Consider the following 12833-nt stretch of genomic DNA (forward strand, 5'->3'; position numbering starts at 1 on the left):
TCGGCCGAGTATAAGGCACGCCACTGCCGCTACCCACCCATGGCAGGCCTTGACCGGCGATTTTTTGCCGGGGCGGCGCATGACAGTTGGTCGGTTTCAGGGCGCTGTTTGCGACAGATCAGCAAATTTGTGGTCTACGGGGGGAGGCAGGGATTCCCCTATGGAATTGCGAACGGATCTTGCAAGATAATCACGACTTGTAATTGACGTCATGAGATTGACATTGGTTGTGGGTTTGAGCTGCCAAGGCCGAGCGCAGTCGTTTCACACAGCCTCTGCGGGTGTAACGCCAGCAGTTTCCAGGTGCACCCGAGAGCCAATTCCTGTCAGGAGATACAATGCAAAGCGACGAAAAGGTTGTGCCACTGAGCAAAGCGGTGCCGTTGCAGGCGACCCAGACGCCATTGGCTCGCTTGCCTGTCGTGTTGTTGCAGGTGCGCGACAAGGCTGCGCAGCAGCTCAAGGACGCCTTGCAGAGGCTGTTTGACAATGCTGACGACACCCTCTTCGAGATGGCTGATCGGGCGCGTAACAACAGCGAGCAGAACCACTTCTTCGAGGCCATGCGTGATCTGCGCCTCAAGCGCAAGAGCATCGAGCGAACCTTCGTCGACAAGTTCTACGAAGCGTTTCTGGTTCTGGGCCAGTACCAGGTCGCCGAGCCTGTGCTGCCGGGGCCAGTGGTCTTCGACAAGCTGGAACTGGTCAATAATGACGATCTGGAGCGCACCGTGGCGGTTGATGCCATGGTGACCAAGGTCATGAGCCGCGACAGCCTGGCCCTTGGTCAGTTGACCGCGCGCCTGAACCAGTTGGTCCCCCAGCCCATCACCGACCAGAGCAATCCGCTGGGGCCCATGCTGCTGTGCGATTTCTTTCTGCAATCGGCGCGCAGCTTCGGGGTGGAAATTCGGGTCAAGCTGATCATCCTCAAGCTGTTCGAGAGATACGTTCTGGCCGATGCCGATCAGCTGTACGCAGAAGCCAACCAGTTGTTGATCGCCACGGGCATCCTGCCTGACATGAAAGCCCTGCCGGCGCGGCGCATGACCGATCGCGGGCAGCGCGAGCAGCGTACTGCGCGGCTGGAAGATCCGGCGCTGGTTCAGGCTACCGAGAAGCTCGACAAAGGCGTTCAGGAAGTCTTCGAGGCAATGCAGGAACTGCTGGCGCATCTGCGTGGCAGCCTGGCACCTCGGCATGATTCCAATGCCGAAATCCGGCCGATTTCCAGTCAGGACCTGCTGCGCCTGTTGTCGCACCTGCAGCAGTACGTACCGTCTGGCGAGGAGGTCGAAGACTTCGACCTGCGTCAGCAGCTTGAACAACTGCTGACCCGCGTCAGTGTGCGCAGCGGCAAGTCACGGATCGTCGGTGGCGGCGATGAAGACGTTATCAACCTGATCTCGATGCTGTTCGAATTCATCCTGGACGACCGTAATCTGCCGTCTTCGCTGCGTGCGCTGATCGGCCGGTTACAGATCCCGATGCTCAAGGTCGCGGTGCTCGACAAAAGCTTTTTCAGCCGTGGCAGCCATCCGGCGCGTCGTCTGCTCAACGAGATCGCGTCTGCCGCGCTGGGCTGGGGCGGGCGTGATGACTATCAGCGTGATTCGCTGTACCTGCGGGTCGAGCATATCGTCCAGCGGCTGCTCAATGACTTTGTCGACGACACGGCGATCTTCTCCGAGCTGTTGGCGGATTTCCTCGCCTTTACCAGTGATGAGCGGCGCCGCAGCGAGTTGCTTGAACAACGCACCCGCGATGCCGAAGAAGGCCGTTCGCGAGCTGAGTTGGCCCGTCAGCGTGTGCAGCAGGAGCTGAACCTTCGGCTGCTGGGCCGAACCCTGCCGCAGGTTGTTGTGCGCCTGCTTCAGGAAGCCTGGAGCAAGGTGCTGCTGCTGACCTGCCTCAAGCACGGTGAGGTCTCCCAGGAATGGCAGGCCGGCCTTGATGCCGTGGACGATCTGATCTGGAGCGTCGAGCCGCACGAGGAACCCGAGGCTCGCCAGCGTTTGCTTGAGCAGGTCCCGGGGCTGCTCAAGGTGTTGCGCGAAGGGCTGGCCAGTGCGGCCTTCGACCCTTTTGCCACCAGCGAATTTTTCAGCCAGCTGGAAGTGCTGCACATGCAGGCACTGCAGCGTCTGTCGCGGCATCAGCAGGGGGCGACCGAAGCGCCGCTGGCAACTGATGACGCTGCGCCGATGATCAATGTGGTCGAGGAAATCGTCCTCATTGCGCCGGAAGAACAACTGTTCAGCGAGCCGCTGCAGTCATTGCCCGTCGATGACGCCGGTCTGCTGCAGGTCAACCGGCTTAATGTCGGGATGTGGGTCGAGATTCAGGAGGATGAAGAGCACAAGCTGCGTTGCAAGCTGGCCGCCATCGTCGAGCCGGGTGGCCGCTATGTGTTCGTCAACCGCACTGGCATGAAAGTCCTGGAAAAGACCCGTATGGGCCTGGCGGTGGAGTTCCGCCGCGGCTCGGTGCGAGTGCTGGACGATTCCTTGTTGTTTGACCGTGCGCTGGCCTCGGTCATGGGCAACCTGCGCAGGGGCAAGGGCGCCTGAACACAAGTGGAGGGCGTTCTGCAACTGTCGCAAAACGCCCTGGCAAGGGCATACTGGCGGCTGTCCAAACGTCCATCAAGGAGTGTTCATGCAACTGGACTCCGCAAGCGGTTGGTGTCGCGGGATCAACCACTGCCCGTCGCCCAACTTCAATGCGCGGCCCGCAGGCGAAATCTCGCTGCTGGTAATCCACAATATCAGCCTGCCGCCCGCCTGTTTCAAGACCGGCCATGTCCAGGCCTTGTTCCAGAACCGTCTGGACCCAGGCGCGCATCCGTATTTCGAAGGCATTGCCGAACTGCGTGTTTCAGCGCACTTTCTCATCGAGCGTGATGGTGAAGTCAGCCAGTTCGTGTCTTGTCTGGAGCGTGCCTGGCACGCCGGAGTGTCAAGCTTCGAGGGGCGTGAGGGCTGTAATGACTTTTCCATCGGCATCGAGCTGGAAGGCACCGACGATCAGCCTTTCACCGATCTGCAATATACGGCGTTGGTCGAGCTGACCCGGCAGCTGCGCCAGGCCTGGCCGGGCATCACCGTCGAGCGTATCTGCGGGCATAGTGATATCGCCCCGCAGCGCAAGACCGATCCGGGGCCGTGCTTCGACTGGGAGCGTTTTCGACAGGCTGTGCAGCAGGTGTGTGGGGGTAACGAATGAGTTTTCTGGTGTTGTTGCTGGCAATTGTGATCGAAAAATTTTCTGCTCTGCGCCGACAGGTCCAGCGTGACGATGCCTGGCTCAAGCAATTGGCACGGCTCGAAGCGGCGCCGCGTACCGCGCGGCAGCCCTGGCTGGTACTGGCGCTGGTCGTATTGCTGCCGGTGCTGGTGTTGCACCTGGCCATGCTGATCATTGGTTCGGTTGCCTACGGCTGGATGCTGTTGCCGGTGCACCTGCTGGTGTTGATCTACAGCCTGGGCCGCGGTGATGTGCTCGCCGCATTGGGACCGTTTCGTGATGCGTGCCGACGCGGTGATGTGCAGGCGGCGGTGCATGTCGCCGAACGGGATCTGCACGTCCAGGCCGACAATGAACAGCAACTGATCTCCGGTGTGCAGGCGCAACTGCTGTGGCAGGCCTACCAAGGCTTTTTCGCGGTAATTTTCTGGTATGCCCTGCTCGGTCCCGTGGCTGCGCTGGCGTATCGCTTGCTGGCGCTGAGCGCCGAGAAGGCCAGCAGCAAGCCAGTGGCTGAGCGTGCCGGGCAATTGCGCCATGCCTTCGACTGGATCCCGGTACGCCTGCTGGCGGCCAGCTTCGCGCTGGTCGGCAACTTTGCCGCCGTCAGCCGGGAACTGTTGCAGGAACTGCTGAACTGGAACATCAGCGCGGCGCGTCTGGTCGCCCGCATCGGCTGTGTGGCCAGTGAAGTACCGGCGCCGACTGTCGGGATCAGTGCGGTCAACAGCCTGGATCTGATCTGGGAGTTGCTGGTGCGCTCGGCCGTTGTCTGGTACGCAGGTTTTGCCCTGTGGACGCTGCTGTTCTGAGTCACTGCCGCGGTGTTTGAACCTGGCTGGCCCAGCCTAGTATCTGCATGGCATTGGCGGTGCTGGCCTGGGCCAGTTGCTCGGCGCTGATGCCCATCAGCGCTGCCAGCGCCCGGCAGATATCGGGCAGGTATTGCGGGCTGTTACGCTGATGCGCATGCATGGCCGGCGCCATGTCCGGTGCGTCGGTCTCCAGCACCAGGCTGTCGAGCGGTAACTGCGGCAGCACCCGATGCATGCGCAGCGCCTGCGGCCAGGTGGCGGCGCCGCCCAGGCCCAGCTTGTAACCCAGCCTGATGTACTCCCGGGCTTGTTCGATACTGCCGGCGAAGGCGTGCACGATACCGCTGCGTTTGAGTTTGTAGCGCTTGAGGGTGGCGATTACTTCGGCATGGCTGCGGCGCACGTGCAGCAGCACCGGCAGATCAACATCCGCAGCCAGGCCCAGTTGCGCTTCGAATAGCGCTTGCTGACGCTGACGATCAAGCTCGGGCAAAAAGAAGTCCAGGCCGATTTCACCCACCGCGCACAACTGCCCATGGCCTTTGAGGCGCGTCAGCCAGTCGCCCAGCTCGTTGAGGTGTTGCGGCCGGTGTTCGTCGAGATACACCGGATGCAGGCCAAAGGCCGCGTACAGCGCCGGATTGGCCAGGCACAGTTCCCACAGCCGCTGCCAATTGCGTTGATAGACCCCAAGCACCACCATGCGCTGCACGCCCAGACTCAGGCTGTGGCGCAGCACCGCCGCGCGGTCGGCGTCAAACTCTGGAAAGTCCAGATGGGTGTGGGTATCGATCAACTGCACGCTCAGACCTCGCCAATCCGCTGCTTGAACGTGCGCGGTATGGCGTGTACGCCGGGCTGGTAGTGTTCCTGCTCGATGGCGCTCAGGGCCAGTTCCAGTGCCTTGTCGGCGATCAACTGGTGTTGCTGAGCCATGGCGTTGACCGGCAGCGGCAGGAAATCCAGCAACTGGGTGTCGCCAAAGGTGCCCAGATGCGGTGTCGCATGGCGCGGCAGGGCATCAAATACCCCTTGCAACAGCACGTAGGAGGTGGTCACCAGCGCGTCAGGCAGGTGCCCGAGGCGTTGCAGCAGTTCCTCGGTCAGGCGTTGTCCGCAGGCGCGGCTAAACGCATCACCCTGTTCAATGATGACCTGGCCGCTGAAGCCTTCCAGCGCCTGACTGAAACCGGCCGCCCGTTCGCGGCTGACGCTCAGTTCCGGGCGTGCGCCGATCAGGGCGATGTGCTGCGGGCGGGTCTTGAGCAGGCTTTGGGTCAGTTGCTGGCTGGCTTGCTGGTCATCGCTGACCACTGAGCAGAACAGCTCACGGTCCATCTCGCGGTCGATGGCAATGATCGGTATGCCCTGGCTTTGCAACTGGCGGTAGCTATCATCACTGGCCGGCAAGCCGCTGGCGACCAGCAGCGCGTCGCAGCGGCGGGCGCGGAACAATTGCAGCAATTGCAGCTCACTGAGCGGGTCATCGTCGGAGCTGGCGACCAGTAACTGGTAGCCACGGGCGCGGGCACCTTGTTCCAGCAGCTTGGCAATGCGTGCGTAGCTGGGGTTTTCCAGGTCCGGAAGGATGAAGCCCAGGGTGCGACTGTGCCGGCTGCGCAAGCCTGCCGCCTGAGGGTTGGGGCGAAAGTCGTGTTGTTCGACCACCGCCCGCACTCGCTCCACAGTGGCCGGGCTGATGCGTTGTTGCTCAGCCTTGCCGTTGATCACATAGCTGGCGGTCGTGACTGAAACCCCTGCCAGACGCGCGATATCACTAAGTTTCACCGAAGATTCCTTTGTCTTGGTTGCCTCATGGCCGCAGGGATTCTCTCCCAAGCGGCGTGATCTTTACAGCAGACCATGGGTGACGACGAATGCTCGAACTATTTGACGAGCGTCGCAGCGAATCGGCCCGGTGGGCTTCAACCTGTGCAAAGAATCGAGTAATGTGCCGCATAAGTTTAGATTAAACGTTTCAGCAGGCAAGTTTTTACGTTAATCACTTATCGCTGAAACTGTAAGGCGGACGGTGAATCTGTTCTCTACGCTGTCGGTATTTGTGCAACAGAATTTCTAAAACAAGAATCAAGCGGCGTATTGGCGCCAAACAGGAGTCAGGCATGCTCGAACTCGCTCTGGAGCAGATTTCCATGGCCCAGGTGGCAGCGGACAAATCCGCAGCCCTGCAACTGTTGGCCGATCATCTGGTGGCTGACGGTCTGGTTGCCCCTGGGTATCTTCAAGGCTTGCAAGATCGCGAGCAACAGGGCTCGACCTTTCTGGGGCAGGGCATTGCCATCCCTCACGGCACCCCGCAGACCCGTGATCAGGTGCACACCACCGGGGTGCGTCTGATGCAGTTTCCCGAGGGGGTGGACTGGGGCGATGGGCAGATCGTCTATCTGGCGATCGGTATCGCGGCCACCTCCGATGAGCACCTGCGCCTGCTGCAATTATTGACCCGGGCGCTGGGCGAAGATGATCTGGGACCGTCATTGCGTGCCGCCAGAACGCCAGAGGATCTGCTCAAGCTATTGCAAGGCGCCCCGCAGGAACTGGCCCTGGATGCGCAGATGATCAGCCTGGGCCTGTCGGTGGAGGATTTCGAAGAGCTGGTCTGGCGGGGCGCGCGGTTATTGCGCAAGGCCGATTGTGTCAATAACGGTTTTGCCGCAATCCTGCAGCAGGTCGAAGCCCTGCCACTGGGTGACGGCCTGTGGTGGTTGCACAGTGAGCAGACCGTCAAGCGTCCGGGGCTGGCGTTTGTAACCCCGGACAAGCCTCTGCGCTACCTGGGCCAGCCGTTGACTGGCTTGTTCTGTCTGGCCAGCCTGGGCGAGGCGCACCAGGCGCTGCTTGAGCGTCTATGTGCCTTGCTGATCGAGGGCCGCGGCCAGGAACTGGGCCAGGCCACCAATAGCCGCACGGTGTTGCAGGCGCTGGGGGGGCAGGTGCCGCCCGAGTGGCCTGCTGCACAGATCGTTCTGGCCAACGCCCACGGTCTGCATGCCCGGCCGGCCAAAGCGCTGGCGCAACTGGCCAAGGGCTTTGATGGCGAGATTCGCGTGCGGGTACTGGAAAGTGCCGAAACCGCGGTGTCGGCGAAGAGCCTCAGCAAGCTGCTGAGCCTGGGGGCCCGCCGTGGCCAGACCCTGGAGTTCGTGGCTGAGCCGAGTATTGCCAGCGATGCCTTGCCGGCGTTGCTGGCGGCTGTGGAGCAGGGCTTGGGCGAGCAGGTCGAGCCGCTGGCTGCCGTACCTGCAGCTGCGCCCGTGTTGCAGGCGGCTACGCCTCTTAGCGTAGCGGCGCCGTCGGCCGGTGCCGTGATCGCTGCGGTGGCGGCGTCACCGGGCATTGCCTTGGGGCCGGCCCATGTGCAGGTAACGCCGACCTTCGACTACCCGCAGCAAGGCCAATCGCCGGCTGCCGAGCGCGAGCGTCTGCACAACGCCCTGGCTCAGGTGCGCGACGAGCTCGGCCAACTGATTCAGCGCAGCCAGGCCAAGGCGATCAGCGAGATTTTTGTTACCCATCAGGAAATGCTCGACGACCCGGAACTGAGCGCCGAGGTATTGCGATGCCTGGACAGCGGTGCCAGCGCCGCCGCCGCCTGGGATGGCGTTATCGAGTCGGCGGCCTCGCGCCAGGAAGCACTCAATGACGCCCTGCTCGCCGAGCGGGCTGCTGACCTGCGCGACGTCGGTCGGCGGGTGCTTGGCCATCTGTGCGGTGTGCGGCAGGTCGCCGAACCGCAGCAACCTTATGTGCTGGTGATTGATGAGGTTGGCCCGTCCGATGTGGCGCGCCTCGACCCGCAACGGGTAGCCGGCATTCTTACCGCACGCGGTGGCGCCACGGCGCATAGCGCGATTGTCGCTCGTGCGCTGGGCATCACCGCGCTGGTGGGCGCCGGTGAGCAGGTGCTGTTGATCGAGCCGGGCACGCCGTTGCTGCTCGATGCGCAACGTGGCCGCCTGACCGTGGCACCGGATCAGGCTGTGGTGCAGCGCGCCCTTGATGAGCGTGACGCCCGCGAGCAGCGCCTCAAGGCTGCCTTCGCTGCACGCTTTGAGCCGGCCCAGACCCGCGACGGTCATCGGGTTGAGGTGTGTGCGAACATCGGCGACAGCAGCGGCACACCGGCAGCCGTGGAGCAGGGTGCTGAGGGTATTGGCCTGTTGCGTACCGAGCTGTTGTTCATGGCTCATGACCAGGCGCCGGACGAAGCGACCCAAGAACTCGAATACCGGCGGGTGCTGGATGATCTGGGCGGCCGTGCGCTGGTGGTGCGCACGCTGGATGTTGGCGGCGACAAACCGCTGCCGTACTGGCCCATCGACAAGGAAGAGAACCCGTTCCTCGGCGTGCGCGGCATCCGTCTGACCTTGCAGCGCCCGCAGATCATGGAGGCGCAATTGCGTGCCCTGCTGCGCGCTGCCGATAACCGTGCGCTGCGGATCATGTTCCCGATGGTCGGCAGTGTCGAAGAATGGCGTCAGGGCCGCGACATGGTTGAGCGCCTGCGCCGCGAGATTCCGGTCAGCGATCTGCAAGTGGGCATCATGGTCGAGGTGCCATCTGCCGCCCTGCTGGCCCCGGTACTGGCCCAGGAGGTGGACTTCTTCAGCGTAGGCACTAATGACCTGACCCAGTACGCGCTGGCCATCGACCGGGGTCACCCGACGTTGTCAGCCCAGGCCGACGGCCTGCACCCGGCGGTCCTGCAATTGATCGACATGACCGTCAAGGCGGCGCATGCCCAAGGCAAGTGGGTCGGCGTGTGTGGCGAGCTGGCCGCCGATCCGCTGGCCGTGCCGGTGCTGGTCGGTCTTGGGGTGGATGAGCTGAGCGTTGCGGCGCGCAGCATTGCCGAGGTCAAGGCCTGCGTGCGCGAACTCAGCCTGTCGAGCGCTCAGGCACTGGCCCGGGAGGCGCTGAAAGCCAGCAGCGCCACACACGTGCGTACACTGGTGGAGGCTCTCTGAATGGCGCGGATTCTGACCGTTACTCTCAATCCGGCACTGGACCTGACCGTCCAGCTGGGGCAACTGCGTATCGGCGAGGTCAATCGCAGCGAGGCGATGCACACCCATGCGGCGGGCAAAGGACTCAACGTCGCCCAGGTGTTGGCTGATCTGGGCCATCAACTGACCGTGTCGGGGTTTCTTGGCCTGGATAACCCTCAGGCGTTTGATCGATTGTTCGAGCAACGCGGCTTTGTCGATGCGTTTGTCCGGGTGCCGGGCGAGACGCGCAGCAATCTCAAGCTGGCCGAAGCCGATGGGCGAATCACCGATATCAACGGGCCGGGTCTTGAGGTCGGTAGCGAGGCGCAGCATGCGCTGTTTGAGCGTATCGAGCGGATCGCCGGACAGTTCGACGCGGTGGTGGTGGCCGGCAGCCTGCCGCGCGGCGTAACGCCACAGTGGTTGCAACGCTTGCTGGGCATGCTCAACAAGCAGGGTGTCAAAGTGGCCCTCGACACCAGTGGCGAGGCGCTGCGCGCCGGTCTGCAAGCTGCGCCGTGGCTGATCAAGCCCAACACCGAAGAGCTGGCCCAGGTGCTTGCTGTGCCGCTTGACTCCGTTGCCGCGCAGACGGCGGCGGCCCGCGAGCTGCAGCGCCACGGTATCGAGCATGTGGTGATTTCCCAGGGTGGCGAGGGGCTGTGCTGGTTCCGCGCTGGCGCAGCGCTGCATGCGCGACCGCCCAAGGTTCGTGTGGCCAGTACGGTGGGGGCCGGTGACTCATTGCTGGCGGGGCTGTTACACGGCCTGCTAAATGGCCATGAGCCGCAACAGGCGCTGCGCACCGCCACGGCAGTCGCGGCGTTGGCGGTGACCCAGATCGGGTTCGGCATCAGCGATGCCGCACAACTTGAATCGTTGGCGAGCGGCGTGACCGTGCGCAGCCTGAGCGAAGAATAACAAGAGGAAAGGGTAATGAAATTAGCCATAGTCACGGCCTGCCCCAACGGCAAGATCAGCAGCGTACTCAGCGCCCGCTTGCTGGACGCGGCAGCCCAGCGCCTGGGTTGGTCGACCTGCGTCGAGGTGGTCGACCCGCACAAGCCGCAGCGTTGTCTGTCGGCGCAAGACATCGAGCAGGCCGATCTGGTGGTTGCCGTGTACACCGGCCCTCTGGATCTGAGCCGGTTTGCCGGCAAACGCTTATACCAGGCTGCGCCCGCTCAGGCGTTGCAGGATGCCGAAGGGTTTCTCAAGGGCGCCGCCGCGCAGGCACAACCTTTCCAGCCGGCGAGCAGCCCGGCGGCGGCCGTGCAGTCAGCCGCGCAGGGCGCGCGTATTGTGGCCATCACCGCCTGCCCGACCGGCGTGGCGCACACCTTCATGGCCGCCGAGGCCTTGCAACAGGCTGCCAAACGCCTGAACCACGAGCTGCAAGTGGAAACCCAGGGTTCGGTCGGTGCCCGTACCCCATTGAGCGCCGAGGCCATTGAACAGGCCGATGTGGTGCTGCTGGCCACCGATATTGAAGTGGCCACCGAGCGCTTCGCCGGCAAGCGGATCTACCGCTGCGGTACCGGTATCGCCCTGAAGCAACCTGAAGCGATCCTCGGCAAAGCATTGAGCGAGGCAGTGGTCGAAACCCACGGTAAAGCCAGCGCGGCAGCGACCAAGAGCGAGGGCAATGGCGTCTATAAACACCTGCTGACGGGTGTGTCGTTCATGCTGCCGATGGTGGTGGCCGGCGGCTTGTTGATTGCCTTGTCGTTTGTGTTCGGCATCGAAGCGTTCAAGGAGCAGGGCACTCTGGCGGCGGCCCTGATGCAGATTGGCGGTGAGGCGGCGTTCAAACTGATGGTGCCGCTGCTGGCCGGTTACATCGCCTGGTCCATCGCCGACCGGCCGGGGCTGGCGCCGGGGATGATCGGCGGCTTGCTGGCCAGTACCCTCGGTGCGGGCTTCATTGGCGGGATCGTCGCCGGTTTTCTGGCCGGCTACAGCGCGCAACTGATCAACCGTTATGCGCGTTTGCCGGCCAGCGTCGAAGCACTCAAACCGATTCTGATCATTCCGCTGCTGGCCAGCCTGTTTACCGGGCTGATGATGATCTACGTGGTGGGGCGGCCGGTGGCAGGGATGCTCAGTGCCTTGACCCAGTTTCTGGAAACCATGGGCACCGCCAACGCCATTTTGCTCGGTGTGGTGCTTGGCGCGATGATGTGCGTCGATCTGGGCGGGCCGATCAACAAGGCGTCTTATGCGTTCTCGGTCGGCTTGCTGGCATCGCAGAGCTACGCGCCCATGGCGGCGGCGATGGCGGCCGGTATGGTACCGCCGATCGGCATGGGCATCGCCAGCCTGCTTGCGCGGCGCAAGTTTGCCCAGAGTGAACGAGAGGCCGGCAAGGCGTCTTTCGTGCTGGGCCTGTGTTTCATTTCCGAGGGCGCGATCCCGTTTGCCGCCAAAGACCCGTTGCGGGTCATTCCGGCAAGCATCGCCGGGGGCGCCCTGACCGGCGCCCTGTCGATGTATTTTGGCTGCAAGCTGATGGCGCCGCATGGCGGCCTGTTCGTGATGCTGATCCCCAACGCGATCAACCATGCCTTGCTGTACCTGCTGGCCATCGTTGCCGGCAGCCTGCTGACCGGTGTGCTCTACGCCATGCTTAAACGCCCGGATGTGGTCGAGTTGCGAGTGGCGCCGCAGAGCTGAGTTGCCGTGGCAATACAGGCGTCAGTCGTGTCGCGGCTGGCGCCTGCTTCTGTAAAACCCTGTCACATATGATGTCGTACTTGGCTTATCATTAGTCACCTAACGACGGGACGGGGTGTGGGGCATGCTGGCAATTTTTCTTGAAACACTCAATGTCACCGCCCCGGTGTTTGCCATGCTGTTCATGGGCGTGTTTCTCAAGCGTATCGGCGCCATTAATGACGGCTTCATCGTTACCGCTTCGTCGCTGGTGTTCAATGTCACCATGCCGGCGTTGCTGTTCATGGGCATTGTCCATGCTGATCTGAGCACCGCCCTGCAGCCTGACCTGCTGATCTTTTTCACGCTCTCGACCCTGTTGAGCTTCGCCCTGCTGTGGGGCTGGGCGATCTGGCGCATTCCGTTCGAAGACCGCGGCGTCTACGTGCAAGGCGCATTCCGTGGCAATAACGGCGTGGTCGGCCTGGCGCTGGCGGCGAGCATGTACGGTAGCCATGGCATCTCGGTCGGGGCGATCCTCGCGGCGATGGTCATCCTCTATTACAACGCGCTGTCGACCATGATCCTGGCGGTGTATAGCCCGGTGATCAAATCCGACCCGTGGAGCGTGATCAAGAGCGTCTTGTCCAACCCGCTGATCATCAGCGTAATCGTCGCTTCGCCGTTCGCCTACTACGGTGTGCGCCTGCCGACCTGGTTCGAAACCTCGGCCAACTATCTGGCGCAGATGACCCTGCCGCTGGCGCTGATCTGTATCGGTGGCACCCTGTCGCTGGCCTCGCTGCGCAAGAGCGGCAAAATGGCGGTTGGCGCGAGCCTGATGAAAATGGTCTGGCTGCCGCTGATCTGTACCCTGGCGGCCTGGGCTTATGGTTTCCGGGGCGCAGAGCTGGGCATTCTGTTCCTGTACTTCGCCAGCCCGACCGCAGCGTCGAGCTACATCATGGCCCGCTCGGCCAATGGCAACTACGAGTTGGCGGCAGCGATCATTGTGCTGACCACCCTGGCGGCCGCAGTGACCACCAACATCGGAATCTTCCTGTTGCAGTGGGGTGGCTGGATCTAGGCAGTTGCAGGCGGGGAGCGCCTG

The 12833-nt window shown here is 62.8% G+C and carries 9 protein-coding genes; 7 read left to right on the forward strand and 2 right to left on the reverse strand.

Translation table 11 applies throughout. The features are described from left to right. Positions 1–338 precede the first annotated feature (338 nt). The 3 genes from NRB16_RS11980 to ampE all read left to right on the forward strand — a co-directional run bounded on the left by NRB16_RS11980 (position 339) and on the right by ampE (position 4058). Entirely contained in the window at positions 339–2570 is a 2232-nt protein-coding gene (locus NRB16_RS11980; RefSeq protein ID WP_253139345.1) for a DUF1631 domain-containing protein, read from the forward strand. 88 nt (positions 2571–2658) lie between these two features. Then, positions 2659–3225, forward strand: a complete 567-nt coding sequence (gene ampD, locus NRB16_RS11985) for a 1,6-anhydro-N-acetylmuramyl-L-alanine amidase AmpD (RefSeq protein WP_045487811.1) — start codon at positions 2659–2661, stop codon at positions 3223–3225. Beyond that, a complete protein-coding gene (gene ampE, locus NRB16_RS11990) occupies positions 3222–4058 on the forward strand; it encodes a regulatory signaling modulator protein AmpE (RefSeq protein ID WP_257106222.1) in 837 nt (278 codons plus the stop codon). Before ampD ends, ampE begins: the two co-directional genes overlap by 4 nt. Position 4059: 1 nt before the next feature. On the opposite strand, the gene NRB16_RS11995 is transcribed toward ampE, so the two are convergent. Both NRB16_RS11995 and cra read right to left on the reverse strand, forming a co-directional pair. Beyond that, on the reverse strand, positions 4060–4869 hold the full coding sequence (locus NRB16_RS11995) for a TatD family hydrolase (protein WP_257106243.1): 810 nt from the start codon (positions 4867–4869) through the stop codon (positions 4060–4062). Next, a complete protein-coding gene (gene cra / locus NRB16_RS12000) occupies positions 4866–5849 on the reverse strand; it encodes a catabolite repressor/activator (RefSeq protein WP_045487817.1) in 984 nt (327 codons plus the stop codon). The genes NRB16_RS11995 and cra overlap by 4 nt, the downstream gene beginning before the upstream one ends. 335 nt (positions 5850–6184) lie before the next feature. Here cra and ptsP point away from each other — a divergent pair, with 335 nt between their 5' ends. The 4 genes from ptsP to NRB16_RS12020 all read left to right on the forward strand — a co-directional run bounded on the left by ptsP (position 6185) and on the right by NRB16_RS12020 (position 12809). Continuing rightward, the gene (gene ptsP, locus NRB16_RS12005) at positions 6185–9049 is read left to right on the forward strand and encodes a phosphoenolpyruvate--protein phosphotransferase (RefSeq protein WP_257106223.1); all 2865 of its coding nucleotides are present in this window, start codon (positions 6185–6187) and stop codon (positions 9047–9049) included. Further along, entirely contained in the window at positions 9050–9991 is a 942-nt protein-coding gene (pfkB, locus tag NRB16_RS12010) for a 1-phosphofructokinase (protein WP_253116331.1), read from the forward strand. It abuts the gene before it with no gap. A 15-nt stretch (positions 9992–10006) separates the two neighbouring features. Continuing rightward, positions 10007–11743: a PTS fructose-like transporter subunit IIB gene (locus NRB16_RS12015; protein ID WP_045487825.1), complete on the forward strand. Its 1737-nt coding sequence runs from the start codon at positions 10007–10009 to the stop codon at positions 11741–11743. A gap of 124 nt (positions 11744–11867) precedes the next feature. Then, on the forward strand, positions 11868–12809 hold the full coding sequence (locus NRB16_RS12020; protein ID WP_045487827.1) for an AEC family transporter: 942 nt from the start codon (positions 11868–11870) through the stop codon (positions 12807–12809). Positions 12810–12833: the final 24 nt, after the last annotated feature.

This window comes from Pseudomonas sp. LJDD11 (genome assembly GCF_024584215.1).
Classification (GTDB): Bacteria; Pseudomonadota; Gammaproteobacteria; order Pseudomonadales; family Pseudomonadaceae; genus Aquipseudomonas.

Excerpts from the sequence above, each read along its gene's own strand:
- NRB16_RS11980 (WP_253139345.1), top strand. The coding sequence starts at position 339 with ATGCAAAGCGACGAAAAGGTTGTGCCACTGAGCAAAGCGGTGCCGTTG.
- ampD (WP_045487811.1), top strand. The coding sequence starts at position 2,659 with ATGCAACTGGACTCCGCAAGCGGTTGGTGTCGCGGGATCAACCACTGC.
- ampE (WP_257106222.1), top strand. The coding sequence starts at position 3,222 with ATGAGTTTTCTGGTGTTGTTGCTGGCAATTGTGATCGAAAAATTTTCT.
- ptsP (WP_257106223.1), top strand. The coding sequence starts at position 6,185 with ATGCTCGAACTCGCTCTGGAGCAGATTTCCATGGCCCAGGTGGCAGCG.
- pfkB (WP_253116331.1), top strand. The coding sequence starts at position 9,050 with ATGGCGCGGATTCTGACCGTTACTCTCAATCCGGCACTGGACCTGACC.
- NRB16_RS12015 (WP_045487825.1), top strand. The coding sequence starts at position 10,007 with ATGAAATTAGCCATAGTCACGGCCTGCCCCAACGGCAAGATCAGCAGC.
- NRB16_RS12020 (WP_045487827.1), top strand. The coding sequence starts at position 11,868 with ATGCTGGCAATTTTTCTTGAAACACTCAATGTCACCGCCCCGGTGTTT.